The following is a 25,975-nucleotide window of genomic DNA, read 5'->3' on the forward strand; positions in this document are numbered from 1 at the left end:
TCGAAGCGGACCGAACTTAGCCCTCACGCTTCAGCCGATAGCCGATGCCTGGTTCGGTCACGATGAAACCGGGCGAAGCCGGATCGGCCTCCAGCTTTTGGCGCAATTGGCCGATGGCGACGCGGAGATATTGCGTATCTTCCGTATGGGCGACGCCCCAAACGGCCACCAGTAGCTCCTTGTGGGTGAGAACTTTGCCATTGCCCGAAATCAACCGCGTCAGCAGCGCATATTCCTTGGGCGGCAGGTGTACCGGCTCGCCGTTTCGGGTCACGTAACGCATGTCGAGGTCCACCTCAACATCGCCGAACCGCACTTTTGTCGCTGCCGGTTGCGCCACGACCCGCGGACGTAGGGCCACCTTGATACGCGCCAAAAGCTCGCCGATGCCAAAGGGCTTTTCGACATAGTCATTGGCGCCGCTTTCGAAGGCTTCGATCTTCTCGCCTTCCTTGTCGCGCGCCGAAAGGATGAGGATTGGCCCTTCATAAAAGGCCCGCGCCCGCGTTAGCACATCTTTGCCGTCCATGTCGGGCAGGCCGAGATCGAGGATGACGACATCGGGGCTCCACTGCGCGATCTCGCGCAGCCCCTGCGTGCCGTTGTCGGCGCGCCGATGGTGGTATCCCGCTGCCTCCAGCGCCGGTCCGAGGAAACGATGAATTTGCGGCTCATCGTCGATGACCAGAATGCGTGCGAGTGGTTGGTTCACTTGTCTTTCCAGACGTCGGCTTCCGACTTGTTGAGAGCGATCAGCATGCGCGTGCCCTTGTCGCCATGAATTGGGCTGGCTGCCACGATGGTGCCGCCCATGGCTTCGATGAAGCCCTTGGTGATCGAGAGGCCCAGCCCCACGCCCTTGCTGCGATCGGTCGGCTCCTCGAGCCGGCGAAACTTGTCGAAGACGCGCTCCAGCTCGTCGGTGGGAATGCCTTTGCCCTCATCCTCGATGCTGATGATGATCTTCTTGCGGTCCTCATAGGCCGCGATGCTGATTTCGGTATTGTCGGGCGAATAGGCAATCGCGTTTTCAAGGATATTGACGACCGCCTGTTCCAGCAGCCCCGGATCGATCGTCACCTTGGGCAGTTCTGCGGGAAAATCGTAGGTGATCGAATGTTCGCCCAGCCTCCGGCTCAGCCGCGCCGTGGCCGCGCGAAGCACCGCCTCGATATCACTGTCTTCGAGCCGAAGCGTCACCCCGCCGCCTTCGAGCCGGGTCATGTCGAGGAGATTGCGGATATAGTGATTGAGCCGCTCGGCCTCCTCGCGGATGGATTCCAAGAGGTCCTGCTTGACCGCCGGCGCCAGCTTGTCGCCCAGCTCCAGCAGCGTCGAGGACGACCCAAGCACCGTCGACAGCGGCGTCCGCAGATCATGGCTTACTGAATTCAGCAGCGCCGTCCGGAATCGATCCGAACGCCGCAGCGTCTCGGCCTCCACCGCATGCAGCGCAAATTCGGCGCGCTCGATGGCAATGCCACCGCCATCTGCAAGCGCCGTAAGCAGCTTTTCCTGATCCGATCCCGGCAATGTCGCGACCCGCTCGATGCCGACCACGCCCGCCCGGTTCTGCACCCCGCGCAGCGGCCGGAACGACCAATTGCTCTGCGGCAAGGTACCAGTATTGTGCCCGGCCGGCTCGCCCCGCTCCCAGGTCCAGCGCGCCGCCGCCATGGCGCCCGGCCCCAGCTCCTGCGCCTCCGGCGCTCCGGCGACGGTTACCAATTCACCGTTCTCGGGAAGCAGCACGATGGACTTCGCCCCCGTCGCCGCCGTCGTCTGCTCGGCCAGCGCCCGCGCTGCCTCCGCCTTGGTCGGCGCGCGCGAAAAGGCCCGCGTCGCCACCAGCAGCGAGGTCACATCGCTTGCCCGCCGCTGTGCTTCTCGCGCCCGGTCGCGTGAACGGCCGGCCAGGATACCCGTCGCCAGCGCCACGGCGAGAAAGACCATCAGCGTCAGCAGGTCTGTCGGCGAGCCGATGGCAAAGCTGTAGCGCGGGCTCAAAAACAGCACGTTGTAGACGGCAAAGGCGCAGACCGCCGCCACCATGCCCGGCGCGAGCCCATGCACCACCGCCGCCGCCAGAATGGCCGCAAGGAAGATCATGCCCAGATCCGCCCGCTCGAACTGCAGATCGAGCAGATAGGCCAGCGCCGTGGCGACGCCCACATAACCCAGCCCAATCGCATAGGGCGCCCAGCCGCGTTTCAATATCTGCAACCACGGCCGGCGCATCCGCACCTGGTTCTCACCCGGCTCGGTCACGACGTGAATGGACACGCCCCGCGCCGCTCGCAGCAATTCAGCCGCCAGCGACAGCCCGAACATTTCGCGCAATCGATTGTCGCGGCCCTTGCCGATGACAATCTGCGTCACGTTGTTCTGACCCGCATAGGCGAGCGCCGCCGCCACGAGATCACTGCCGTTGAGCACCACCGTCGTCGCTCCCAACTGCTCTGCCAGTTTCAGCGCATCCGTCAGCTTCGAGGTCGTCCCGGCTTCTCCGTCCTCCGACCGTCCGCGTGTGATATGCGCCACGATCCAGGGCGCATCCTTCATGGTGTCAGAAAGCCGCCTGCCCTGCCGCACGAGGGCACTCGACATGCCATCGTCGGCCACCAGAACCAGAATACGATCTCCCGCCGCCCAAGGCCCCTCCAGCCCCTTCACCCGCATCGCAGCGTTAAGCTGGTCGTCCACCGTCTGCGCCGCGCGCCGCAGCGCCAGTTCGCGCAGCGCCGTCAGGTTCTCGGGCTTGAAGAAATTGTCCGCTGCCAGCCGCGCCGTTTCGGGCACATAGACTTTTCCCGCCGCCATGCGCTCGCGCAGTTCAGCCGGGGTAATGTCGATGACTTCAATATCATCCGCCCGCGACAGCGCTCCATCCGGCACCGTCTCGCGCTGCCGGACGCCGGTGATCTTGAGCACGACTTCGACGAGGCTTTCGAGATGCTGGACATTGAGCGTCGTCCAGACATCGATCCCCGCCGCCAGCAATTCCTCGACGTCCTGCCAGCGTTTCGGATGCCGCGAACCCGAGGCATTGGTATGGGCATATTCGTCGACGATCAGCAGCTCGGGTTTTCGCGCCAGCGCCGCATCGATGTCGAATTCGAGCAGCGTCCGCCCCCGATGCTCGATCGGCCGCCGCGGCAGCACATCCATGCCGCGCAAGAGGCTCTCGGTCTCCTTGCGCCCATGCGTCTCGACGAGCCCGATGACCACATCGAGCCCATCCATCTTGCGCCGCCGCGCCTGGCGCAACATCTCGTACGTCTTACCGACACCCGGCGCCATGCCCAGGAAAACCTTAAGCTTGCCCCGATGCGCCTTCTGCGTTTCGGCGAGGAGCGCTTCGGGATCTGGACGCCGGATGTCTTGCACGTCGGACTACTCGGTTTTGATCGGATAGGCGCTGTCGAGCGCCAGATTGGTCATCAGCACATTGACGCGCGCCTGGCCGATAAAGCCCAGCAGCGGCGCCTCGGTATTGGCCGCGACAAGAGCCCCTACCAAGGAGGGTTTTATACCCCGCGCCGCGGCAATGCGATCCACCTGCAGCGCCGCAAACTCCGGCGATATCTCGGGATCGAGCCCCGAGCCGGATGTGGTGACCGCATCGGGCGGAATAGCCCCTTCTGGCGCATAGGCCCGAACGGCAGCGGCATCCGCCGCCACGCGCTCGATCAGCACCGGATTGAGCGGTCCCAGATTGGACCCCGACGAGCCGGCAGCGTTGTAGCCGTCCCCCGCCGCAGAAGGACGCGGCCAGAGATAACCCGGTTCAGTCGTCACCTGCCCGATGAGGTTCGAGCCGACAACCTCGCCCGCCGCATTCCTGACGAATGACCCCTCGGCCTGCGCCGGGAACAGCGCCCCGCCCGCCGCCGTCACGACGGCAGGATAGGCGCCGCCGAGAATGACGGAGAACAGCAGCATGGAGACGATTGCAGGTCTTGCCTGGTTCAGCATTTTCTTTGCTCCTTATGCGAGACCGAGTGCGGTGATGGCAACGTCGATGATCTTGATGCCGATAAAGGGGGCGATGAGGCCACCAAGACCGTAGATCAGGAGGTTGCGCGACAGCAGCGCACCGGCCCCAACTGCGCGATATTTAACGCCGCGCAGAGCGAGGGGAATGAGCGCGACAATGATCAGGGCGTTGAAGATCACCGCCGAGAGGATCGCGCTTTCCGGGCTCGTCAGCCCCATGACGTTGAGCGCCTGCAACTGCGGCAGCACAACCACGAACAGCGCCGGAATGATCGCAAAATACTTCGCGACGTCGTTGGCAATCGAGAAGGTCGTCAGCGCACCGCGGGTAATCAGCATCTGCTTGCCGACTTCGACGATCTCGATGACCTTGGTCGGGTCACTGTCGAGATCGACCATATTGCCCGCTTCGCGCGCCGCCTGGGCGCCCGTCTGCATGGCCACGCCAACATCGGCCTGGGCCAAAGCTGGCGCGTCATTGGCACCGTCACCGCACATAGCGACCAGACGCCCCTTGCCCTGCTCCTCGCGGATCAGGCGCAGCTTGTCCTCGGGCGTCGCTTCGGCGAGGAAGTCATCGACGCCCGCCTCGGCCGCGATAGCCGCAGCCGTGACCGGGTTGTCGCCCGTGATCATCACGGTGCGCAGACCCATCTTCCGAAGATCGGCAAAGCGAGCGGCAACGCCGGGTTTCACCACGTCCTTGAGGTGAATGACGCCGATCAGCGTCTTCCCCTCGGCAATGGCCAGCGGTGTGCCACCGCTGCGGGCAATGCGATCCACCGCCTGCCGGAACTGTGCCGGTGCGTCGGCATCGGTCTTGCCGGTCAGCTTCAGGATCGCGTCGACGGCACCCTTGCGCCACGCTTTGCCGTCCGTGTCGATGCCGGAAAGCCGGGTCGATGCCGTGAACGGGATAATCGTGCTGTCGACCGGGGCCTCGAGGCTGATGCCCTTGTTGCGTGCCAGTTCGATGATTGAACGACCCTCGGGTGTTTCGTCACCCAGCGAGGTCATGACCGCCGCGCGGAAAGCCAGATCTTCCCTGATCCCCGGAGCCGGAATGACTTCGGTCGCCATGCGATTGCCGAAGGTGATGGTGCCGGTCTTGTCGAGCAGCAGCGTATCGACGTCGCCTGCGGCTTCCACGGCGCGCCCCGAGGTTGCCAGCACATTCACCTTGAGCAGACGATCCATGCCGGCGATACCGACGGCCGAAAGCAGGCCGCCAATGGTGGTCGGGATCAGACAGACGAATAGCGCGCCAAGCACAACCGGATCGAGCGCAATACCCGAATAGGCGGCAAAGGCCAGCAGCGTCACGACGGCGATCAGAAAGATCAGCGTCAGGCCCGCCAGCAGCACAGCCAGCGCAATCTCGTTGGGTGTCTTCCGCCGATCAGCGCCTTCCACCATGGCGATCATGCGATCAAGGAACGTCGAGCCCGGACGCGAGGTGACGCGCACCTTGATCCAGTCCGACACCACCGTCGTGCCGCCAGTCACCGCCGAACGGTCGCCGCCGGATTCGCGGATCACCGGAGCGCTTTCGCCCGTAATCGCCGCCTCGTTGACCGAGGCCACGCCTTCGATGATCTCGCCGTCGACCGGAATGACATCGCCGGCCTCGACGAGAATGACCTGGCCAAGGCCGAGTTCATGGGCCGGCGTCGGCACCACAAGACCCTGCTTTTCGTCGACGATCAGCTTGGCCTTGGTCGTGGTGCGCGTTGCCCGCAGCGAGTCAGCGGCGGCCTTGCCCCGGCCTTCGGCAATGCTCTCGGCAAAATTGGCAAAGAGCACGGTGGCCCAGAGCCAGAGGGCAATGGCGACGGCAAAGCCGCCATTGGTCCCGCTGCCGATGGCAATCACTGCCGAGACCGTCGCGAGGACCGCGACGAGTTCGGTGGCGAGAATAACCGGATTGCCGAACAGCTTTCGCGGGTCGAGCTTGACGAAAGCATCGCCCATGGCACGGGCTAGCGTCGCGGCCGTGAGGCCACCGGCTAGCCTTGTGCCTCCCTTGCCTTCAGTTCCAAATTCCATTGTAGACATGTGAGGAGACCTCAGTTTGCCGCGACCGCTTCGAGCACCTGGAAGTGCTCGACGATCGGGCCAAGGGCGAGCGCCGGGAAATATTGCAGCGCGCCCAGAATGATGATGACGCCGACAAGCAGGCCAATGAACAGCGCGCCCGTCGTCGGCAGGGTGCCCGTGCTCGGAGCCAGCTTGGGCTTGGCGACCATGCTGCCGGCGATGGCGAGCACAGCCACGATCGGAATGAAGCGACCGAGCAACATGGCGAGGCCTAGCGTGGTGTTCCACCACGGCACGTTGGCCGAGATGCCGCCAAAGGCGGAGCCGTTATTGGCCGTGGCCGACGTGAAGGCATAAAGCAGTTCGCTCAGCCCATGCGCGCCAGGATTGAAGAGGCTCGCAAGCCCATCCGGCCAGACGACGGTCAGCGCCGAAAAGCCCAGCGTCGACAGCGGCACGACCAGCAGCGCCACCATGGCGAACTGGATTTCGCGCGCCTCGATCTTCTTGCCCAGATATTCCGGCGTGCGCCCAACCATGAGGCCAGCCACAAAGACCGAGAGCACGGCCATGACAACCATGATGGCAATGCCCGAGCCGATGCCGCCGGGCAGAATCTCACCCAGCATCATCAGCAGCATGGACATACCGCCGCCCAAGGGCATGAGGCTGTCGTGCATGCCATTGACCGAACCATTGGATGCGCCCGTCGTCTGGGCGGCCCAGGCGGCCGTGCTGGCAAGACCAAACCGGGTCTCCTTGCCTTCCATATTGATCGGGTTTTCGATTCCCGCGGCAACGAGAGCCGGAGCTGGCTGTGCTTCGGCCACATAGATCACCCCAGCGCCAGCGCCGAGGATCAGGATGCCGGCCGTTGCGAGGGCACGGATTTCCTTGCGCGCAAAAGCCGAGCGGCCAAAGGCGAAGAAAGCGGCCCAGCCAAGCGTATTGATGGCGATAGCCGTGATCAGGTTGGTCAGCGGGCTCGGATTTTCGAACGGATGCGCCGAGTTGACGTTAAAAATACCGCCGCCATTGATGCCCAACTGCTTGATCGCAAGCTGGCTCGCGGTCGGGGCCACCGAAATGGTCTGGCTCGCGCCATCGAGCGTTGTCACGCTGACCGAAGCAGCAAAATTCTGCACCACGCCCATGCCGATCAGGGCCACGGCGAGGACGATCGAGAGCGGCAGCAGCACATAGAGCGTCGTGCGCACCAGGTCGGCCCAGAAGTTGCCGATTCCGCTTTCGCGATTGCCGGCAAAAGCCCTAGCCAGCGCAGCAGCAATAGCTGCACCCGTCGCCGCAGACACAAAGTTCTGCGTCGTCAGGCCGACCATCTGGGTGAAGTGGCTCATGGTGGTTTCGCCACCATAGCTCTGCCAGTTGGTATTGGTGACGAAGCTGACGGCCGTGTTGAACGCCAGGTCCGGCGAGACGCCGGCAAAGCCCTGCGGGTTGAAGGGCAAAATGCCCTGCAGACGCAGCATGGCGTAGAGCAACACAAAGCCGAAGAGGTTGAAGGCGATCAGCGAGGCGCCATAGCCCAGCCAGCCCTGCGACTTGTTGGGGTCGATGCCGGCGACAGCGTAGAAGCCGCGCTCAACGGGTTTCAGCACCGGGTCGAGCCAGGTGCTTTCCTTGTTCCAGACGCGCGACATGAAGATGCCCAATGGCCAGCCCAAAGCGAGGGCGAGACCAAGGGTCAGGGCGATTTCCGCCCATCCTTGCCAGTTCATTTTGAAGAGTTTCCGCTAAAGTTTGTCGGGCCGGAACAGGGCGATGACCATGTAGACGGCGATAGCGAGGGCGCCGAGCCCCCAGAGCCAGATCAGCATGGCGCTAGACCCGAGCCAGGAGTTTTGCGAGGGCAAAGGTCAGGACAAAGAAGCCCACGCCCAGCGCGAGAAAGAAGATATCGAACATGTCGAGCCTCCATGAGAGAGGCCCGCACATTCATACCTTCGGGCGTAAAGTTTCCATACGGAATGCATAAAGCCGCATAAAGCGCGCATAAAGAAAAGGCGCCGCTGATCCCCCAGCGACGCCCCAAAAATCAAGACTTTCGAACCAAACTAGCCGGCAAAGAACGGCTGCGTGCCATGTGCCTCGATGGCATTGGCCAGGCGCCCGAGCGCGTGGATATAGGCCGCGGAACGCGCCGACACATTACGAGACTGGGCGATGTCCCAGACCGCACGGCCTTCGCGCTCGACGATCTTGAGGAGGCGCGCGTGGATCTCTTCGAGGTCCCAATAGTAGCCCTGACGGTTCTGCACCCATTCGAAATAGGACACAGTGACACCGCCGGCATTGGCCAGAATATCGGGGAGGACGATCACGCCCTTGTCGTTGAGGATCTTGTCGGCATCCGGGGTCACCGGGCCGTTGGCCAGCTCCAGCACAACCTTGGCCTTGATCGTCGCGGCATTGTCCTTGGTGATCATGTCCTCCAGCGCGGCCGGCACAAAGAGATCAGTCTCCACCCCGAGGAGATCATCGGGCGAAATGACATGCGCGCCGAGTTCGGCGGCCATGTCGGCAACGCGACGGCCGGCTTCCTTGCCCGCGATCAGCTTTTCGACGTCGAGCCCACCCGGACGATGGATCGCCCCGGTCGAGTCCGAAACCGCAATCACTGAATTGCCATCAGCCGCCGTCAGACGCGCATAGTACTGCCCGGCATTGCCAAAGCCCTGAATTGAAACCGTATGGTCCTTGTCGAGGCCGAGTTCGGTCGCCAGGTGCCGCACGAGATAGAAGCCACCGCGCGCCGTCGCGTCATTGCGGCCGAGCGAACCACCGAGCGCAATCGGCTTGCCGGTGATGACGGCCGGGCGAACTTCGCCGGTGATCTGGTTATATTCGTCGGCCATCCAGCCCATGATCATGGCATTGGTGTAGACGTCAGGCGCCGGAATATCGCGGTCGGGGCCAATGATATTGGCAAAGGCCTGCACATAGGCGCGCGACAGGCGCTCCAATTCGGTCTTGGACAATTGATGCGGATCGACCCGCACCGCGCCCTTGCCGCCGCCATAGGGGAGGTTCATCACCGCGCACTTGAAGGTCATCCAGAAGGCCAGCGTTTCGACTTCCTCGACGGTGGAATCGGGATGGAAACGGATGCCGCCCTTGGTCGGGCCGCGCGTGTCGTCATAGCGGCAGCGCCAGGCGAGGAACGACTTGCGCGAGCCGTCGTCCATGCGGATCAACAGGCGCGTCTTGGTGGTTTCGCGCGGATATTTGAGTTTCTCGATGACGTCCTGGTCGATCTTGAGATGGTTGGCGGCCTCTTCGAGACGCAGAAGGGCGCGATCTAGCAGGGTGTCGTCGGACATCATGGTTCCTTGCGATCATGAAATGTGCACTATGCACAAAAATGCATCAACAAACTTCCATATCAGAATGCATAGGTCAATAATCCTGACGCTTGTTGACCAGAATATATTCTGCCCGCCTATTGACTGTGCATTTCTGCGGTCGGAGTATCGTAAAACCTCGTTATCCCGGTTCCATTCACCTGTGTTTCCTTCCCTTCCCCTGCCCGAAATCCTCATCAATTCAGACGATTACAACCGCGTCATGGTGCTGGCCGAGCGCTCGTTCGAGTCGATGCCCTATGTCTCGGCCTATCTCGAGCGCGAGTTGAAACGGGCAGAGGTCTGCGATCCGTGGAACCCCGCCGGTGTCTCGATGGGCCACCGCGTCATGTTCCGGCTGGATGATGAAGGCCAGGTCCGCCTCGGTCGCCTGACCTACCCCAATCGCGCCTTCGGCGAACGCGGCAATGTACCCATTCTCGGCCCCGTCGGCGCCGCGCTGATCGGCATGCGCAAGAACTCGTCCATCGAATGGCTCGACGATGGCCGCCTCCGCACGCTCACTGTGCTGGACTACGGCTGGTAGCGCATCGCCGGAATATTGCATTCCGACCACCCAAGCATCGCGAATAAAATATTACTTTATCTGATCTGCGGCAGGTAGACTCATTCGCGCGCCAGCCATGTCGAAGATCGGCCCGACCAAATTCTTCCTGTGACAGCGCGCCTAAATATGCGCCATCGCTTGGCTTGTTCGCCGGCCCAGCAGGCGTCTTCCACAGCCCGGTCGTCACCGGAATAGAATATTCCTTCAATCGTTGACACTTGGAATATTCGCTCCTAGCATCCCCTTGCAACGATGCGAAACGGTGTGTGGAGGCTCTTCTGGGAGAGGGCCGCAGAGTCACGCCCCGGTTCGTCGCCGAGAGGAGCGGCGCACAAGACATGGACCTGCTCGTCAATCTCTATAGCCGCAAGCTCGACGAACTCCGCACCCGCGTCGAGGATGTCGAAGCGACCATTCGCGTCGCCCTGCCGCCCGAGCAGCACATCATCAAGGATTGGGTTCGCACCCATTTTTCCGAATACTGGGTCAGCGAAGTCAGCGCCGCCATGGCCCACCAGCCGCCCGGCTGCCTCATCGCCACGGTCGATGGCCAGCTTATCGGCTTTGCCTGTTATGACGCGACGGCGCGCGGCTTTTTCGGCCCTACCGGCGTTTCGGAAGACCAGCGCGGCAAGAATATCGGCCTCGCCCTCTTCTACCACACCCTCGCCGCCATGAAGGCGCATGGCTACGCCTACGCCGTCATCGGTTCGGCTGGTCCCGTCGATTTCTACGTCAAGGCGGCCGGGGCCATGCCCATCCCGTCGGACAAGGAAGACATCTATCAGGGCCTGTTGCGCATCAAGAAGCCCGAGGCAAACTAGACAATGACCACGACGCCCCTCGCCCTTTTCGTCGGCATGCCGGGATATGAGCTCTCGGCCGACGAGATCGCCTTCTTCCGCGAGACCGATCCCTTCGGCCTCTTCCTCTTCAAGCGCAATCTCGACAATCCCGAGCAGATCAAGCGCCTCGTCCACCAGTTCAAGGAGGCCGTCGGCCGCGAAGATGCCCCGGTCTATATCGACCAGGAAGGCGGTCGCGTGCAGCGCCTCGACAATGGCAATTGGCCGCTGTTTAGGAGCCTCGGCCAATTCGGTGCCCTCGCCCGCAAGGATCTCGAAACCGGCAAGCGCGCCCTGCGCCTCTCGACCCTCGCCATGGGCTCGATGATGAGCGAACTCGGCCTTGGCAGCGGCACCACGCCGGTCGTCGATCTCGCCCGCAAGGGCACGCATGACGTCATCAGCCAGCGCTCCTTTGGCGACGATCCCGATCTCGTCACCGCCATGGGCCGCGTCGTCATCGATGCCATGCTCGAAGTCGGCTCCATGCCGATCATGAAGCACATTCCCGGCTATGGCCGCGTCACCGTCGACCCCCATTTCGATTGCCCGGTGGTCGATGCCGAAGTCGAGGACCTGCGCCAAACCGATTTCCGCCCCTTCATCGCGCTCAAGGATTCCCCCTGGGCCATGGTGGCGCACTTGGTCTTCACCCAGATCGATAAGGACCACCCCGCCTCCGTTTCGCCTGCGGTCTGCGATCTGATCCGTCGCGACATCGGCTACAATGGCGTTCTTATAACCGATTGCCTCACCATGGAGGCGCTCAAGGGAACCTGGCCGGAACGCGTGCGCGCTGCGCTCGATGCCGGCTACGACATTGCCCTCCATAGCCAGGGCGATCTCAACGCCAGCGAGGCGGCAGCCAAGGCGGCGGGTCCGCTCGCCGCCGAAAGCCTCGCTCGTATCGACCGGGCCCAGTCGCGGCTCGGCAAGTCTCGTGTGGACGTGAGGGCGCTCCATGCCGAGGTGGAAGACATTTTCAGGGAGAACGGACTTGCTTGAGGCAGGACCGTATTCAAAGGAGAGACGTATAATGCTGAAAACTACGCTGATCGCGGCCGTTTCGGTTGCGACTCTGGCCATGGCGGCACCCGCCAGCGCCCAGAACGTGCTGACCCTGAGCTCGGAACAGACCACGACCTTCGTGCGCAATTTCAACCCGTTCGGGCAGACTTCGGCGCGCTACACCACGCTCGATTTCATGTACGAGCCACTGGTCGTGTTCAACCGCCTCAATGGCAACGAACCCAATTTCCGCCTCGCCGAAAGCTATGAGCTGGCCGACGATCTCAAGTCGATCACCTTCGTGCTGCGCGATGGCCTGAAGTGGTCCGATGGCGAAGCGCTCACGGCCGACGACGTCGTCTTCACCTATGACTACATCAAAAAATTCCCGGCGCTCGATTTCATCTCGGTTTCGGCCCAGCTCGCTTCGGTCGAAAAGGTCGATGACCGCACGGTCAAGTTCAACCTCAACGAACCCAATTCGCTGATCGCCAATACCATTGTCGGCATGCCGATCGTGCCCGAGCACATCTGGGCCGACATTGCCGATCCCGTGACCTTTGCCAACGAAAACCCGGTCGCGTCCGGCCCGATGACCGAGATCACGCGCTTTACCCCGCAGGTCTACGAACAGTGCCGCAATCCCAACTATTGGGACGCTGAAAACCTCAAGGTCGACTGCCTGCGCATGCCGCAGCTCGCCGACAATCCGCAGGTTCTCGCCGCCCTCGCCGATGGCACGCTGGATTGGGCCACGAGCTTCATCCCCGACATCGACAACACCTTCGTCGCCAAGGACCCGGAGCACCACAAGTACTGGTTCACCCCGTCAAGCCTCGTCTCTTTCCAGGTCAGCCAGATCACGCCCGACGAGAACAACCGCAAGGCGTTCACCGATGTGAACTTCCGCCGCGCGCTCTCCATGCTCATCGACCGCCAGACCATTGTCGACATCGCCGGCTATGGCTATCCGCTGGTCAATGAAGACCCGGCAAGCCTTGGCGAACTCTACAAGGCCTTCGCCAATCCTGAAGTGGAAACCCAGTTCGGCCAGTACGGCAAGTTCGATCTCGAAGCTGCCGTGGCTCTGCTCGATGAGTCCGGCTACGTCGACGCCGATGGCGATGGCTTCCGCGACAATCCCGATGGCACCCCGATCGCCATCGACATCATGGTTCCCAATGGCTGGACCGACTGGATCGACGCTGTCCAGATTTCCATCGAAAGCCTCGCCGAAGCCGGCCTCAACGTGAAGATGTCGACCCCGGAAGCTGCGGTCTGGACCCAGAACCTGATCGACGGCACCTATTCCATGACGCTCAACGCCCTGGCATCGGCGGCCAATCCCTACTTCCCGTATATCCGCTCGTTCAACCCGGGCGATTTCGGCAAGAGCCGCTTCACCGCGCCGCATTGGGAAAATGCCGAGGTTATGACCCTCCTTGACCAGTACACCCAGTCCAAGGACCCGGCCGAGCAGAAGTCGCTCATGGACCAGCTCCAGTTGATCGTGGCCGAAGCCATGCCGATCATCCCGGTCTACAACAGCCCGTCCTTCTACGAGTACAATACCAGCCGCTTCACCGGCTGGGCCGACGCCGAGAACCCCAAGTACTCGCCCGTCGTTTCCAACGCCAACCCGGCCCGCCTGCTGCAGCTGCTCGATCTCGATCCAGTGGCTCAGTAATCGTTCGCGCTGACCCCCCACCCATCCTCCCCCTGCCAGGGGGAGGAGCCGTTCGGTGGCTCACGTATTTCACGGCAAACTCGATAAGTCCCTCCCCCTACCAGGGGGAGGTTAGGTGGGGGTAGGCCCCAGCGCCCCGCCACCACGAAAGGCACAAGCACCGATGACCTTCCTGCTCCGGCGTCTCGCCTTCTACCTTGCGGCCTTCATTGCCGCGGCCACCGTCAATTTCTTCCTGCCGCGCCTGATGCCGGGTGATCCCATCCAGATCATGTTCGCCAGCGCCGGCTCGGAACTCAGCCTCGAAAATCTCAACGCCCTGAAGCTGACCTTTGGCTTCATCGATGCGCCCATCGGCGAGCAGTATCTGCGCTACCTGCAGAGCGTCTTCACCGGCGATCTCGGCCGCTCGATCAAGTACTTCCCCCTGCCCGTCACCGAGCTTCTCGGCCGCGCCCTCGTCTGGACCCTTGGCCTTGTCGGCATCGCGACGCTCTTCAGCTTCTGCCTCGGCACCTTCCTCGGCATCATGGCCGCCTGGCGCCGGGGCACGGTGTTCGATTCCATCGTCTCGCTCACCGCGATCTTTTCAAGCTCCGTCCCGGCCGTCGTCGTTTCGCTGATCATGCTCTTCCTCTTCGGCTATACGCTCGGCTGGTTCCCCAACGGCTATGCCGCCGATCCGCTGCTCGATCCGGGCTTCAACTGGACCTACATTTCGAGCGTCATCCACCACGGCACCCTCCCCATGCTGACAATGGTCATCGTGCTCACGGGTGGCTTTGCCGTCACCATGCGCAACAACATGATCAACCTCTTGGGCGAGGACTACATCGTCATGGGCCGCGCCAAGGGCCTCGCCGACAATCGCGTCATGCTCTGGTACGCCGCCCGCAACGCCCTGCTGCCGACCGTCTCGAGCCTAGCCATTGCGCTCGGCACCGTGCTTGGCGGCTCGCTCGTCACCGAAGTGGTGTTCAACTATCCCGGCCTCGGCAACACGCTCTATCAGGCCATCATCGCCCGCGATTACCCCGTCATCCAGGGCCAGCTCCTGATCATGACCGCCGCCATGCTCATCGCCAATTTCGCCGTCGATCTCAGCTATGTGCTGCTCGACCCCCGTTTGAAGAAGGCCTGAGCCATGACGCTTTTCCGCCAGCTGCTCGGCAACAAGAAGGCGATGGTGGGTCTCACCATTCTCCTTCTGATCATCCTCGTCGCCATTTTCGCGCCGTTCCTCACCGAATATAGCCCGGTGAAGCGCGTCGGCCGCCCGCATCAGGCTCCCTCATGGGAACATTGGCTGGGCACGACCCGTCTCGGCCACGATGTCTTCGCGCGCCTCGTCTACGGCGCCCGCGTCTCGCTCGCGGTCGGGTTCGGTGCCGGCCTGGCCATCACCATCATCGGCACCGTCCTCGGCATCATTGCCGGTTACAAGGGCGGCGTCATCGACGAGGTCATCAACTTTTTCACCAATATGGTGCTCGTCGTTCCCAACCTGCCGCTCCTGCTGGTCCTTGCCGCCTTTATCGGCCAGGCAAGCCCACTGGTGATCGCCGTCATCCTCGGCCTCACCTCCTGGGCCTGGGGCGTGCGCGTCACCCGCTCGGAAACCCTCTCCATCCGCCAGCGTGACTACGTCAAATCCGCTGAAATGCTTGGCGAACCAAGCTGGCGCATCATGGCCTTCGAGATTTTCCCGAACCTGATTTCCATCGTCGGCATCAATTTCATCGGCAGCGTCATCTTCGCCGTCATCACCGAAGCGACCCTCGAATTCCTCGGTCTCGGCGATCCCAACACCGTCTCCTGGGGCATCATGCTCTACAACGCCCAGAACGCCTCGGCCCTCTCGGTCGGCGCGTGGTGGGACCTTCTCGCCCCGTGCTTTGCCCTCGCCGTTCTCGGTCTTGGCCTCGCGCTCATCAACTTCGCCATCGACGAAATCGCCAATCCGCGCTTGCGTACAGGCGGCATGCTCAATCGCTGGACCCGAATGGTCCGCATTGGAGAGGGCAAGCTATGACCAATCCCGTTCTCTCCATCCGCAATCTCAACATCGACTATATCGGCGCCGAAAAAGACTTCCACGCGGTCAAGGATGTCTCCTTCGACATCGCGCCGGGCGAGTTCTTCGGCCTTGCCGGCGAATCCGGTTGCGGCAAGTCGACCATCGCCTTCGCCGTCAGCCGACTCCACCGCCCCCCTGCCCTTATCCGCAAGGGCAGCCAGATCCTCGTCGGTGGCCGCGACGTCTTGGCACTCGACGACAACGAGTTGCGCAGCTTCCGCTGGCGCGAAGTCGCCATGGTGTTCCAGAGCGCCATGAACTCGCTCAATCCGGTGCTGACCATCGAGACGCAGTTCTACGACGTCCTCAAAGCCCACAGCCGCATCAGCCGCGCCGAAGCCCGCACCCGTGCCGCCGAACTGCTAAAGCTCGTAGACATCTCCCCCGACCGCCTGACATCTTATCCGCACCAGTGCTCGGGCGGCATGCGCCAGCGCATCGTCATCGCCATCTGCCTCGCGCTCAATCCAAAGCTTCTGATCATGGATGAGCCGACCACCGCGCTCGACGTTGTCGTGCAGCGCGAAATCCTCCAGCGCATCGACGTCCTCAGGAAAGAACTCGGCTTCTCCGTGCTCTTCATCACCCACGACCTTGGCCTCATGGTGCAGGTCAGCGACCGCATCGGCATCATGCTCGAAGGCGAGCTGGTCGAGGTCAACGACGCCCAGACCATCTACCGCACGCCCCAGCATGCCTACACCAAGCGCCTCTGGGCCTCGATGCCCAAACTCCATGGCGAACAGATCCGCGAGGGAGCCAAGTCATGAGCGACGCCATCCTCGCCCTCGACAATGTCAGCAAAACCTTTGGCCGCGCCGACAAGCCCGTCTACGCCGCCCGCTCGGTCTCCTTCGGCCTCCATCCCGGCCGCACCCTGGCGCTGGTCGGTGAATCCGGCTCCGGCAAGACCACCGCCGCCCGCCTCATCATGCGCGAATATACTCCCGACGAAGGCCAGTTGCTCTTCCGTGGCACGCCCCTCGGCAAGGCCAATGCCAAGGCCCTAAAAGCCTATCGCGCATCGGTGCAGATGGTGTTCCAGGATCCCTTCGCGGCCCTCAACCCCACCCACACGATCCGCTACCACCTCGAACGCCCGCTTCGCCTCCATCAGCCAAAGCTGAACAGCAGGGAGCGCACCGCCGCCATCGAGGAACTACTAACGCGGGTCAAACTCGACCCCGCTCTGCTGATGCCAAAATATCCGCACGAACTCTCAGGTGGCCAGCGCCAGCGCATCAGCATCGCCCGCGCGCTTGCGGTCAATCCGCAGGTCATCGTCGCCGACGAGCCGACCTCGATGCTCGACGTCTCCGTGCGACTCGGCATTCTCAATCTGCTTAATGATATGAAAGCCCAACTGGGCCTGGCGCTCCTCTACATCACCCACGACATCGCCACGGCGCGCTATGTCGCCGAGGACATCATGGTCATGTATGCCGGCCAGATCGTCGAATGGGGCGACACCGAGAGCGTGCTGACCAATCCCCAGCACCCCTATACGCGGCTATTGCTATCCGCGGTGCCCGACCCCGATCGCCGCTTCTCGGACACGCGCTTTTCCGAAGAACTCAACCGCATCGAGTTCATCCGCCGCCAATCGGCCCTGCCGCAGCCCGAAACGCGGGAAGTGGCAAACAACCACTTCATCCGGCCGATGCCGGAATAAGAAACTCCCGGCGCGCGCAGTGCACGCCGGGAGTTCTGCTTTTACCAGCTCGCGAGAACGGCGCCGTTGAAGGTCGTCTCGACGAAGGTGCGGATTTCATCCGAGTGGTACGCCTCGACCAGAGCCTTCACCCACGGCTTGTCCTTGTCTTCGGTGCGAACGGCAATCACGTTCACATAGGGGCCCTTGGGGCTTTCGCGCAGAATCGGGTCGTTGACGGGATCAAGGCCAGCCTGTTCGGCATAGTTGGTGTTGATGCCGGCAGCATCGACGTCCGGCAGAACGCGCGGCAGCTGGGCAGCGTCGACTTCGAGGATCTCAAAATTCTTCGGGTTGCCGATGATGTCAGCAACGCTCGCAGCGGTGCCCACGCCTTCGGTCAGGTCGAGCAGGCCATTGTCCTCGAGCAGCAGCAGCACGCGGCCGCCATTGGTCGGGTCGTTCGGAATGCCGATCTTGGCGCCATCGGGCAGGTCGGCAATGTTCTCGAACTTGTCCGAGTAGATGCCGATCGGGAAGTTCACGGTCGTCGCCACGGACTCGATGGCATAACCACGATCCTTGACCTGGTTGTCGAGGTAAGGCTGGTGCTGGAAGGAGTTCGCGTCGAGTTCGCCCGAATTCAGCGCCTCGTTCGGAATGACATAGTCCGAGAATTCGAGGATTTCGAGGTCGATGCCCTGGGCCGCCAGGATCGGCTTCACGGCTTCGAGGATCTGGGCATGCGGGCCGGGGGTGGCGCCGATCTTGATGGTTTCGGCATAGGCCGGCGCCGCGATCAGGCTGAGGCCAAGGGCCACACCGGCAATGACGGTCTTGAACGACATGGGAGAAAGTCCTTTCGAGGGAGGGGAGTTAGTGGCGCGAGCGCTTGTCGAAGCGTCGCGCAAGGGAATCGCCAAGGCTCTGCACGCCCTGGACGAGAACGATCAGCACCAGCACCACGGCCAACATCACGTCGGGCATGAAGCGCTGATAGCCGAAACGAATACCGAGATCGCCGAGACCGCCGCCGCCCACAGCACCCACCATGGCCGAATAGCCGATGAGGCTCACGACGGTCAGCGTCAGCGCCAGCGTGATCGCCGGCAGCGCCTCGGGCAGCAGCACTTTTTGCACGATCTGCAAGGGGCTCGCGCCCATCGATCGCGCCGCCTCGATCAACCCCTGATCGACGCCACGAATGGCCGCCTCGATCACGCGGGCAATGAAGGGCGCCGCCGCAATAGTCAGCGGCACGATGGCCGCGCTGGTACCGATGGAAGTACCGGCAATCAACCGCGTCAGCGGAATGATTGCGACCACGAGAATGATGAACGGCGTCGAGCGCGCCGCATTGACGATGAGCCCAAGCACAGCATTGACCGCCGGCGCCGCAAACAGTTCGCCGCGCTGACTGGTCGCCAGGAAGACGCCGAGCGGCAGGCCGATCAGCGTACCAATGACCCCGGCAATGCCGACCATGTAGAGAGTCTGCACGAAGGAATCGACGAGCAGCTTCAGGATTTGGGGCGAGAAAACCTCAGGCATAGCCGAGCACCTCCGTTTCGAGACCCAGTTCCTTGGAGGTCACCAAAAGGGCGGGCAATTTGGCCACGTCCGGCAGGCTCACCACCAGCGTGCCGAAAGGCCGGCCGGAAATGTGGTCCACCTTGGCCTGTACGATGCCGAGATCGACATCGAGTTTTCGAGTCAGCACGGAAAGCCACGGCTGCGCCGCGCCCTCCCCCTTGAACACAAGCTGCACCAGCGCTTCCTTGCCGGCCTCTGGCGCGGCGGTCAGACGCTTGGCCAGATGCTCGGGCAATTGCGTACCGGTAATGCTGGCGACGAAATTGCGCGTCGTCGCATGCTGCGGCCCGGTGAACACATCATAGGTCGCGCCCTCTTCGACGATGCGACCTTCGTCAATCACCGCCACCCGATCGGCAACGCCCTTGATCACCGACATTTCGTGGGTGATCAGCAGCACGGTCACGCCGAGATCGACATTGACCTGCCGGAGCAGCGCCAGAATCTGTTCCGTCGTTTCCGGATCGAGCGCCGAAGTCGCCTCATCCGAGAGCAGCACCTTTGGATTGGTCGCCAGCGCACGGGCAATGCCGACACGCTGCTTCTGCCCACCCGAGAGTTCGGCGGGATAGCGATCGACCTTGTCCGACAGTCCCACCAGATCAAGCAGCGGCAACACACGCTTGCGGATTTCGGCTTTCGATACGCCAGCAATTTCCAGCGGCAGCGCCACATTGCCAAAGGCCGTGCGCCGCGCCAGCAGGTTGAAGTGCTGGAAAATCATGCCGATCGAGCGGCGCTCCTGGCGCAGCGCCCGCTCTTCCAGCGCCGAAATCTCTACGCCATCGACGCGAACCGAGCCGGAACTGGGCAGTTCCAGCCCATTGACCAGCCGGATCAGCGTCGATTTGCCGGCGCCCGAGCGGCCGATAACGCCAAGAATGGCGCCCCTCGGCACGTCGAGATTGATTTCATGAAGTGCAGTAACGGGCGCATTGGCACCGCGTGCCGCAAAGGTCTTTTCGACCCCGCGCAGTTGGATAATGGCTTCACTCGAAGCCGCGCCGCTGGAGATGTGATCGGTCAATTTCAGTCCGTTAAATGACGACGGAATTAGTCGGCATTTACACCAAAAAAGTCGAGGGAGACACTTCCAAACAATGGACGATATCCGGGTTTTTCGTCCACCGCTTCCGGATTGAGCGCAAAATCCGGTTTTTCGTGGGCGAGGAGATCACCCAACCACCGGTCGTCATCCTCGGGCCTGACCCGAGGACCCTGCACTTGGCGATAGCTCAGCAAGTACAAAGCCCTCGGGTCAAGCCCGGGGGTGACGATCCGCGATCAGGCCGCCCCCAACTCCTCCGACAAATACGCCTCTACACTGCGCGGCTTGCGCTCCAGCACCCGCTCGACCGTATCGGTCAGCCCCGCAGCTCCGCCCTGCCCAATCACCACAAAGAACTGCTTCACCACCTGAGCTTCAAAGCCCTCAATGCCCGGCGGCAATCCTGCAGCCACGGCCGAAGACACGCCCACCGGCTTGCCGGTAATCCGCGTCGCCAGTCCCGCAATATCGGGAATGGACAGAGAATCCGGTCCGGTAATCACCAGCGGGCTCGCCGCCACCTTGGGCGCCAGAAGCTGGCTGATCGCCACATCGGCAATGTCCCGCACATCGACATAGCCCACCTTGGCCCCGCCATGACGTGAAGCAATGGCCTCGCCCCGCTTGATCTGCGCCGCCACCGCCGCGAGCGAAACCTGCAGCCAGGCGTTCGGCCGCACGGCAACATATTCGAGCCCAGACTGGGCCAGATGATCCTCGATCTTCTTATGCGCATCGCCCGAGAACGAGGTGCCGACCGTCCAGTCCGACCCCGAAATCTTGACGATCCGCTTCACACCAGCCGCCTTGGCCGCATCGACCAGTGCAATCTGGTCCTCCGCCAGTCGCTCGCTGATCGGGGACAGCAGCAACACCTTGCTTACCCCGTCAAGCGCCGCCGGCAGGGAGGCGGGCACAGAAAAATCCCCCTCTGATATTTCGACCTTGTCGCCATAAAGCTCCCTGGCCGTTTCCGGCCGCCGGGTCAGCACGCGAATGTGATGCCCTTCCGCAATGAGTTTGGGCGTCAGCACGCGACCGAGTTTGCCGGTTGCACCGGTAATCAGGAACAGTTCGGAGGAATTTGTCATCTTGGCTCGCACCCGGAGAATTTGTTTCGCCTAATGTCTATTAAATCCATCAACATTCTAAAATATGAAAGTGGGTATCAGCCGAAAGGCAAAATATTCCCCTCTGCACCGGAGCGTCAGCCGTGTCTTCTCCCTTTTCCCTCCGTCGCCGCACCCTCTTGCTGTCGACCGCCGCCCTTGCTCTTGCGAGCGCCCTGCCGAGCCACGCCTGGGCCCAGGAGCCGGTGCAAGGCGGCAGCATTTCCATCAATGTCGGCTCCGAACCCACCGCCCTTCTCTCGGCGACCAATACCGGTTCAGCCATCAGCATCGGCCCCAAGATCGTCGAAGGCCTTTTGAGCTACGATCTCGATTTTACCCCCCGCCCGCAGCTCGCCACCGAATGGGCCGTGAGCGAAGACGGCCTCACCTACACGTTCAAGCTGCGCGAAGGCGTCAAATGGCATGACGGCGAAGATTTTGACGCCGACGACGTCGTCTTCTCCATTCTGGCGCTGAAGGAAGTGCATCCGCGCGGCCGCGGCACGCTGGCCAATGTCACCGAGGTCAAGGCTCTGGGCAGCCACGAGGTACAGGTCACCCTCTCCGATCCGGCGCCCTATCTCCTCAAGGCGCTCGCCGCCCTCGAATCTCCGATCCTCCCGAAACACATCTTTGAAGGCACCGACATTCCGGCCAATCCGGCTCTCAATGCCCCGATCGGCACCGGCCCCTTTATCTTCAAGGAATGGGTGCGCGGCAGCCATGTCCTGCTCGAACGCAATCCCAATTATTGGGATCAGGGCAAGCCGCATCTCGACCAGATCGTCATCCGCTTCATCAACGACCCGGCTGCCGCCGTCGCCGCGCTCGAATCGGGCGAGGTGCAGGTCTCCATCGGCGTCGTGCCGCTGACCGATCTCGAACGCCTCAAGGTCGATAGCCGCTTCGTCTTCGAAACCCGCGGCAATGGCTATATCAACGGCATCCTGCGCGGCCTCTTCAATCTCGACCGCAAGGAATTGCAGGATATCCGCGTTCGGCAGGCCATCGCCCATGTCATCGACAAGCAGTTCATCGTCGATACGGTCTTTCTCGGCAATGCCAAGGCGCTGACCGGTCCGGTCAACCCGGCCGTCGCCGAGTTCTATACGCCCGACGTTGAAACCTATCCGCTCGATATCGCCAAGGCCGAAGCCCTGCTCGATGAAGCCGGCTACAAGCGTGGCGCCGATGGCAGCCGCTTCGCTCTCTTCGTCGATCCGATGATTGCAGTGGGCCCGCAGCGCCAGATCGCCGAATATGTGGCCCAGCAGCTCGACAAGATCGGAATCAAGCCCACCATCCGCACCGGCGACTTCGGCTCCTTCGTCAAGCGCGTCTATACCGATAGGGATTTCGATCTCGCCATCGAGCCGATGAGCAATCTCTTCGATCCAACCGTCGGCATCCAGCGCCTCTACTGGAGCAAGAACATCAAGGTCGGCGTGCCCTTCTCCAATGGCGCCAACTATATCAGTGCCGAAACCGACCGCCTGCTCGAAACCGCCGCGCAGGAAAACGATCCGGCCGTGCGCGTCAAACTCTTCGGCGATTTCCAGCGCGAAGTGGTCAAGGACCTGCCGGTCATCGACCTCGTCGCCCCCGATAGCTTTACCGTCTACGACAAGCGCATCCAGAACCTCGTCACCACCATCGACGGCAACTCGGCCAATGGCGCCGACGTCTTCCTGAGCCCGGCATGAGTACGCAAACCACCGAAGCCGGCATTGCCGCCGTCCTCGAAGGAGAGAGGGCCCGCTTGCGGGCCTTCTGCTCCGGCGATGTGGCAACGCTCGACCGCCTTCTCTCCGATGAACTGACCTATACCCACAGCAATGGCATGATCGAGGGCAAGGCACCTTTCCTCGAACGGCTCGCTGCCGGTCGCGTCCGCTTTGCCAATGGCGAGGTGTCCGAGGCCAGCGTTCGCCTTCTGGGCGATACAGCCATCTACAATGGCCGCTTCGGTCTCACGGTCATTTCAGGCGAGCGCGAAGTTCACCTCGATAGCCGCCAGCTCTCGGTCTGGCAGCGCCACTCCGACGGCCAATGGCAGCAGATCGCCACGGCTTCCTCCCGCATTCCCCCGGAACCATCATGATCTTCGATTTCGCACAGATCGGTCCGCGCGACCGTCACAAGCTCCTCACCTCGACCATCATTCCGCGCCCCATCGCCTGGGTATCGACGCGCAGCGCTGACGGCGTCGACAATGCCGCGCCCTTCGCCTTCTTCAATGTCTTCGGAGAGGACCCGCCGGTTCTCGCCCTCGGCATCCACGATGGCGCCAATGGCCCCTCGGACACCGGCAACAATATCCGCGCCACCGGCGAATTCGTCGTCAACCTCGTGCCCCGCGCCGCCCTCGCCCAGATGGACGTCACGGCCCGGGATTTTGCCCCCGAGGTCGACGAGTTCAGCGAAGCGAACCTCACCAAGCTCGACAGCGTGAAGGTCAAGCCGCCGCGGATCGGGGAAAGCCCGGTCGCCTATGAGTGCAAGCTGATCCACACGGTCGAACTGGGACCCAGCCGCTGGATCGCCGTCGGCCAGGTGCTCATCGCCCATATCGCCGATGAAGCCATCCTCGACGCCGATCGCTTCCACATCGCCAGCGACAAGCTCGACATCGTCGCCCGCATCGCCGGCGGCCGCTATGCACAACTCACCGAAGCGTTCGGGCCTTGAGCCCGGACGTCTTCTTAGAAGACCTTGCCTTCCTTGAGGTGGGTCGTGGTGCCGTTGAGGATGTAGTCGCCGACAATGCGCGACTTGTGCAGCAGCGGATTGTGGTTGAGCACGGTCCGGATGTTCCGCCAGTGACGGTCGAAATTGTACTTTCGCGAGGTCGCCGAACCGCCGCCGAGTTCGAACATGCGCTCAGCCGTGCGTGGTCCTAGCTGACCAATAACCAATTGGGCTTTCGCCGTTACCAGTGTGCTAGCAATAAGGGACGTTTCGATCGCCTCTGCGTCACCCGTTGCGAACGTATCCACCGTGTGCTGCAGCGCCCTCGCACCCTCGGCGATCAGGGCGTCGATCGCCAGAGAATTGGCCGCTATTTCGCCGATAACCTGTTGAACGAAATGATCTTCCCGCGCCGTCGCCGCCGGACTATGCGCCGCCGACCGCGCCTGCTTCCTTACATAGTCGATCCCATCGCTCAAAACGTTCCGCACCGCCCCCGCGGCACTCGCCGCCAGATGCAATTGCCGCAGCGTCGAGCAGTGCCGGCCGACCTGATTTTCCAAGCTCCGACGTGCAAACTCGTGCTCAAAAACCTCAACATTATCAAGCACTACGCCGCCGCTCGCGGTTAACTTCTGTCCCATGCCGTCCCAATCATCGAGGATGTTTATCCCCTCCCGATCGACCGGCAACAGCACGCCCACCGTCTGGCCGTCCTCATTGACCGCACTGAACGAAGCATAGTCAGCATAGGCCGTTCCGGTCGCGTACCACTTGCGCCCATTGAGCCGCCAAGTGCTTCCAACCTTTGAGATTTTTGTCGTGACCTCACCCGGGCGCGCGGTCCCTTGCTCGGTATGAGCCCCACCAAACAGCTTGCCCTCCAGCACCCGCTCGATGGCCCCCGCGTCGCGCTGGTCGGACCCGCTCAGCACCAGGTTCTCGACATAATTGAAATGCGACCTAAGTGCATGAGCCACATTGGAATCTGCCGATCCCAATGCCACGATCAGCTCGATGTAATCGGGCACCGAACCACCCGGCCCACCCAATTCCACCGGCACCCGCAAGGCACCAAGCCCCGACTCCCGAAACAGCCGAAAAGCCTCGAACGGCAGTTCGCGATCGAGGTCCCGCTGCGCCGCGCCCTTGGCGATTTCGGCGACCAAAGCCGGGATACGGGCGAGCAATTCTTCCCGGCTCGGACCACGCGAAACGGGCGAGATTTTCTGGGCGGCAGCGGTCATGGTCGGGCCTTGGTCTTCTGAAAATTCTTTGCTGCGGCAAGGTGTTGCGGCGCCACCCAGGCATCGAGCGGGAAATCCTTGTCGAGGAATTTCCACTCCAAGAGGAACTGCTTATAGGCCTCAAAGGCCCGCAACTCGCCGACTTCCAGCGTCAGGCCCAAGGCCGTCCGCAGGTCGTCGCCCAGCGCCAGATTGGCAAAATGCTCGCCGACATTGTTCTCCCGGGCAAGGATGGCAATCGCCTCGGCGCGGTTCTGATTGGCCCAATCGCCGACGCTGGCGATCTCGCCCACCAGCAGGTCCACGAGGTCCGGCCGCGCATCGATGAAGGCTTGGTCCACCGTAAGGGGTCGCGGTGTGCCGGCGTTCACTCGGATATTGATGTCGGGATGAAAACCGAATTCGCTGACAACGCTGGCTCCAATAAAGCTAGCCGCCGCAATGCCTTCGCTGCCCTTGACATAGAAAGCATCGATCTCGCCGCGCAACAGCGCGAGGGATTCGTCGGCGTAGATGGCGAGGCGCTTTGGCGCAAAGCGCCCGAAGGTTTCGCCCTGCCCCGCAGCGTCGCGACCAACATGCACGTCGACCAGTTCGATGCCGGCGATATCAAGCCCTTCGGCGGCACGCGCATTGACGAGGCCGCGAATAGCGAAGGGTGCGAGCACTTGATAGCCGAGCGGCGCAAAGCGCGGCACGGCGTAACGGCGGCCGGTCAAGTCCTTGGCCGTCTTGATACCCGTCTTGGGCAAAGTGACGATGGCCTGGAATTCCTGCGTCCAGGTGAGGCCGACGAGACGCGTATTGGCGCCGTTCGAGCGCGCCCAGAGAGCCGGCACATTGCCGCCCTGGCGGATCTGGAAATTGAGGTAGTGGTCCGAATAAGACCGGCGAATGGCCGGATCGGCATGACCGCTGACCGACTGGAAGCCGATGCCCTGCTGGGAGAGCCCATCGGCCAACCAGCCCTTGTGCAGGGCAACGATCAGCGGCGCGACGGCGGGTGAATGGGCGTACCAGACGCTTTGGGGCACAACGGTCATTGATATTCCTGCA

24 protein-coding genes are annotated in these 25,975 nt (G+C 62.3%); 11 read left to right on the forward strand and 13 right to left on the reverse strand.

Translation table 11 applies throughout. The annotated features are described in order from the left end of the window. Positions 1 to 16 precede the first annotated feature (16 nt). The 6 genes from ABW043_RS12915 to ABW043_RS12940 all read right to left on the reverse strand — a co-directional run bounded on the left by ABW043_RS12915 (position 17) and on the right by ABW043_RS12940 (position 9,374). Positions 17 to 712 (reverse strand): response regulator, encoded by a 696-nt coding sequence (locus ABW043_RS12915; protein ID WP_353921617.1) that lies wholly within the window; start codon positions 710 to 712, stop codon positions 17 to 19. Then, complete coding sequence (locus tag ABW043_RS12920; RefSeq protein ID WP_353921618.1) at positions 709 to 3,387, reverse strand: DUF4118 domain-containing protein; 2,679 nt, start codon at positions 3,385 to 3,387, stop codon at positions 709 to 711. Before ABW043_RS12920 ends, ABW043_RS12915 begins: the two co-directional genes overlap by 4 nt. Positions 3,388 to 3,393: 6 nt before the next feature. Continuing rightward, entirely contained in the window at positions 3,394 to 3,975 is a 582-nt protein-coding gene (kdpC, locus tag ABW043_RS12925; RefSeq protein WP_353921619.1) for a potassium-transporting ATPase subunit KdpC, read from the reverse strand. A gap of 12 nt (positions 3,976 to 3,987) precedes the next feature. Continuing rightward, entirely contained in the window at positions 3,988 to 6,042 is a 2,055-nt protein-coding gene (gene kdpB, locus ABW043_RS12930) for a potassium-transporting ATPase subunit KdpB (protein ID WP_353921637.1), read from the reverse strand. Positions 6,043 to 6,062: 20 nt separating this feature from the next. Continuing rightward, a complete protein-coding gene (kdpA, locus tag ABW043_RS12935) occupies positions 6,063 to 7,772 on the reverse strand; it encodes a potassium-transporting ATPase subunit KdpA (protein WP_353921620.1) in 1,710 nt (569 codons plus the stop codon). A 336-nt stretch (positions 7,773 to 8,108) separates the two neighbouring features. Further along, positions 8,109 to 9,374: a Glu/Leu/Phe/Val family dehydrogenase gene (locus tag ABW043_RS12940; RefSeq protein ID WP_353921621.1), complete on the reverse strand. Its 1,266-nt coding sequence runs from the start codon at positions 9,372 to 9,374 to the stop codon at positions 8,109 to 8,111. Between the two features lie 184 nt (positions 9,375 to 9,558). Here ABW043_RS12940 and ABW043_RS12945 point away from each other — a divergent pair, with 184 nt between their 5' ends. From ABW043_RS12945 to ABW043_RS12980, 8 genes are all read left to right on the forward strand, one after another. Further along, complete coding sequence (locus ABW043_RS12945) at positions 9,559 to 9,942, forward strand: GreA/GreB family elongation factor (RefSeq protein WP_353921622.1); 384 nt, start codon at positions 9,559 to 9,561, stop codon at positions 9,940 to 9,942. A 359-nt stretch (positions 9,943 to 10,301) separates the two neighbouring features. Further along, a complete protein-coding gene (locus ABW043_RS12950) occupies positions 10,302 to 10,787 on the forward strand; it encodes a GNAT family N-acetyltransferase (protein WP_353921623.1) in 486 nt (161 codons plus the stop codon). 3 nt (positions 10,788 to 10,790) lie between these two features. Next, the gene (locus ABW043_RS12955) at positions 10,791 to 11,813 is read left to right on the forward strand and encodes a glycoside hydrolase family 3 N-terminal domain-containing protein (protein ID WP_353921624.1); all 1,023 of its coding nucleotides are present in this window, start codon (positions 10,791 to 10,793) and stop codon (positions 11,811 to 11,813) included. Positions 11,814 to 11,847: 34 nt separating this feature from the next. Beyond that, entirely contained in the window at positions 11,848 to 13,503 is a 1,656-nt protein-coding gene (locus tag ABW043_RS12960) for an ABC transporter substrate-binding protein (protein ID WP_353921638.1), read from the forward strand. 163 nt (positions 13,504 to 13,666) lie between these two features. Then, entirely contained in the window at positions 13,667 to 14,644 is a 978-nt protein-coding gene (locus ABW043_RS12965) for an ABC transporter permease (RefSeq protein ID WP_353921625.1), read from the forward strand. A gap of 3 nt (positions 14,645 to 14,647) precedes the next feature. Further along, on the forward strand, positions 14,648 to 15,535 hold the full coding sequence (locus ABW043_RS12970) for an ABC transporter permease (protein WP_056309149.1): 888 nt from the start codon (positions 14,648 to 14,650) through the stop codon (positions 15,533 to 15,535). Beyond that, entirely contained in the window at positions 15,532 to 16,350 is an 819-nt protein-coding gene (locus tag ABW043_RS12975) for an ABC transporter ATP-binding protein (RefSeq protein WP_353921626.1), read from the forward strand. Before ABW043_RS12970 ends, ABW043_RS12975 begins: the two co-directional genes overlap by 4 nt. After that, entirely contained in the window at positions 16,347 to 17,252 is a 906-nt protein-coding gene (locus ABW043_RS12980; protein WP_353921627.1) for an ABC transporter ATP-binding protein, read from the forward strand. Before ABW043_RS12975 ends, ABW043_RS12980 begins: the two co-directional genes overlap by 4 nt. A gap of 41 nt (positions 17,253 to 17,293) precedes the next feature. Here the strand turns inward: ABW043_RS12980 and ABW043_RS12985 are convergent, their stop codons facing one another. The 5 genes from ABW043_RS12985 to ABW043_RS13005 all read right to left on the reverse strand — a co-directional run bounded on the left by ABW043_RS12985 (position 17,294) and on the right by ABW043_RS13005 (position 20,963). Then, complete coding sequence (locus ABW043_RS12985) at positions 17,294 to 18,079, reverse strand: MetQ/NlpA family ABC transporter substrate-binding protein (RefSeq protein WP_353921628.1); 786 nt, start codon at positions 18,077 to 18,079, stop codon at positions 17,294 to 17,296. Between the two features lie 28 nt (positions 18,080 to 18,107). After that, complete coding sequence (locus ABW043_RS12990; protein ID WP_035086102.1) at positions 18,108 to 18,782, reverse strand: methionine ABC transporter permease; 675 nt, start codon at positions 18,780 to 18,782, stop codon at positions 18,108 to 18,110. Next, the gene (locus ABW043_RS12995) at positions 18,775 to 19,851 is read right to left on the reverse strand and encodes a methionine ABC transporter ATP-binding protein (protein WP_353921629.1); all 1,077 of its coding nucleotides are present in this window, start codon (positions 19,849 to 19,851) and stop codon (positions 18,775 to 18,777) included. The genes ABW043_RS12990 and ABW043_RS12995 overlap by 8 nt, the downstream gene beginning before the upstream one ends. A gap of 26 nt (positions 19,852 to 19,877) precedes the next feature. Then, a complete protein-coding gene (locus ABW043_RS13000) occupies positions 19,878 to 20,006 on the reverse strand; it encodes a hypothetical protein (RefSeq protein WP_353921630.1) in 129 nt (42 codons plus the stop codon). A gap of 102 nt (positions 20,007 to 20,108) precedes the next feature. Beyond that, complete coding sequence (locus ABW043_RS13005; RefSeq protein ID WP_353921631.1) at positions 20,109 to 20,963, reverse strand: NAD(P)H-binding protein; 855 nt, start codon at positions 20,961 to 20,963, stop codon at positions 20,109 to 20,111. A gap of 122 nt (positions 20,964 to 21,085) precedes the next feature. Here ABW043_RS13005 and ABW043_RS13010 point away from each other — a divergent pair, with 122 nt between their 5' ends. Genes ABW043_RS13010 through ABW043_RS13020 form a run of 3 tightly spaced genes read left to right on the forward strand, consistent with a single transcriptional unit; the run spans position 21,086 to position 23,672 of the window. Next, a complete protein-coding gene (locus tag ABW043_RS13010) occupies positions 21,086 to 22,687 on the forward strand; it encodes an ABC transporter substrate-binding protein (protein WP_353921632.1) in 1,602 nt (533 codons plus the stop codon). Beyond that, positions 22,684 to 23,085 (forward strand): nuclear transport factor 2 family protein, encoded by a 402-nt coding sequence (locus ABW043_RS13015; RefSeq protein WP_353921633.1) that lies wholly within the window; start codon positions 22,684 to 22,686, stop codon positions 23,083 to 23,085. The genes ABW043_RS13010 and ABW043_RS13015 overlap by 4 nt, the downstream gene beginning before the upstream one ends. Next, positions 23,082 to 23,672: a flavin reductase family protein gene (locus ABW043_RS13020; RefSeq protein WP_353921634.1), complete on the forward strand. Its 591-nt coding sequence runs from the start codon at positions 23,082 to 23,084 to the stop codon at positions 23,670 to 23,672. The genes ABW043_RS13015 and ABW043_RS13020 overlap by 4 nt, the downstream gene beginning before the upstream one ends. Positions 23,673 to 23,686: 14 nt before the next feature. On the opposite strand, the gene ABW043_RS13025 is transcribed toward ABW043_RS13020, so the two are convergent. Further along, complete coding sequence (locus ABW043_RS13025) at positions 23,687 to 24,919, reverse strand: acyl-CoA dehydrogenase family protein (protein WP_353921635.1); 1,233 nt, start codon at positions 24,917 to 24,919, stop codon at positions 23,687 to 23,689. Continuing rightward, positions 24,916 to 25,975 (reverse strand): ABC transporter substrate-binding protein (locus tag ABW043_RS13030; protein WP_353921636.1); only part of this gene is annotated, 1,060 nt, incomplete at its 5' end. The genes ABW043_RS13025 and ABW043_RS13030, both read right to left, overlap by 4 nt.

Origin of the sequence: Devosia sp. (genome assembly GCF_040509215.1) — a bacterium.
Taxonomy (GTDB): Bacteria; Pseudomonadota; Alphaproteobacteria; order Rhizobiales; family Devosiaceae; genus Devosia.

Bases quoted from the DNA above. Each gene is read 5' to 3' on its own strand.
- kdpC (WP_353921619.1), bottom strand. From the start codon at position 3,975: ATGCTGAACCAGGCAAGACCTGCAATCGTCTCCATGCTGCTGTTCTCC.
- kdpB (WP_353921637.1), bottom strand. From the start codon at position 6,042: ATGGAATTTGGAACTGAAGGCAAGGGAGGCACAAGGCTAGCCGGTGGC.
- kdpA (WP_353921620.1), bottom strand. From the start codon at position 7,772: ATGAACTGGCAAGGATGGGCGGAAATCGCCCTGACCCTTGGTCTCGCC.
- ABW043_RS12940 (WP_353921621.1), bottom strand. From the start codon at position 9,374: ATGTCCGACGACACCCTGCTAGATCGCGCCCTTCTGCGTCTCGAAGAG.
- ABW043_RS12950 (WP_353921623.1), top strand. From the start codon at position 10,302: ATGGACCTGCTCGTCAATCTCTATAGCCGCAAGCTCGACGAACTCCGC.
- ABW043_RS12955 (WP_353921624.1), top strand. From the start codon at position 10,791: ATGACCACGACGCCCCTCGCCCTTTTCGTCGGCATGCCGGGATATGAG.
- ABW043_RS12965 (WP_353921625.1), top strand. From the start codon at position 13,667: ATGACCTTCCTGCTCCGGCGTCTCGCCTTCTACCTTGCGGCCTTCATT.
- ABW043_RS12970 (WP_056309149.1), top strand. From the start codon at position 14,648: ATGACGCTTTTCCGCCAGCTGCTCGGCAACAAGAAGGCGATGGTGGGT.
- ABW043_RS12975 (WP_353921626.1), top strand. From the start codon at position 15,532: ATGACCAATCCCGTTCTCTCCATCCGCAATCTCAACATCGACTATATC.
- ABW043_RS12980 (WP_353921627.1), top strand. From the start codon at position 16,347: ATGAGCGACGCCATCCTCGCCCTCGACAATGTCAGCAAAACCTTTGGC.
- ABW043_RS12985 (WP_353921628.1), bottom strand. From the start codon at position 18,079: ATGTCGTTCAAGACCGTCATTGCCGGTGTGGCCCTTGGCCTCAGCCTG.
- ABW043_RS12990 (WP_035086102.1), bottom strand. From the start codon at position 18,782: ATGCCTGAGGTTTTCTCGCCCCAAATCCTGAAGCTGCTCGTCGATTCC.
- ABW043_RS13005 (WP_353921631.1), bottom strand. From the start codon at position 20,963: ATGACAAATTCCTCCGAACTGTTCCTGATTACCGGTGCAACCGGCAAA.
- ABW043_RS13015 (WP_353921633.1), top strand. From the start codon at position 22,684: ATGAGTACGCAAACCACCGAAGCCGGCATTGCCGCCGTCCTCGAAGGA.
- ABW043_RS13020 (WP_353921634.1), top strand. From the start codon at position 23,082: ATGATCTTCGATTTCGCACAGATCGGTCCGCGCGACCGTCACAAGCTC.
- ABW043_RS13025 (WP_353921635.1), bottom strand. From the start codon at position 24,919: ATGACCGCTGCCGCCCAGAAAATCTCGCCCGTTTCGCGTGGTCCGAGC.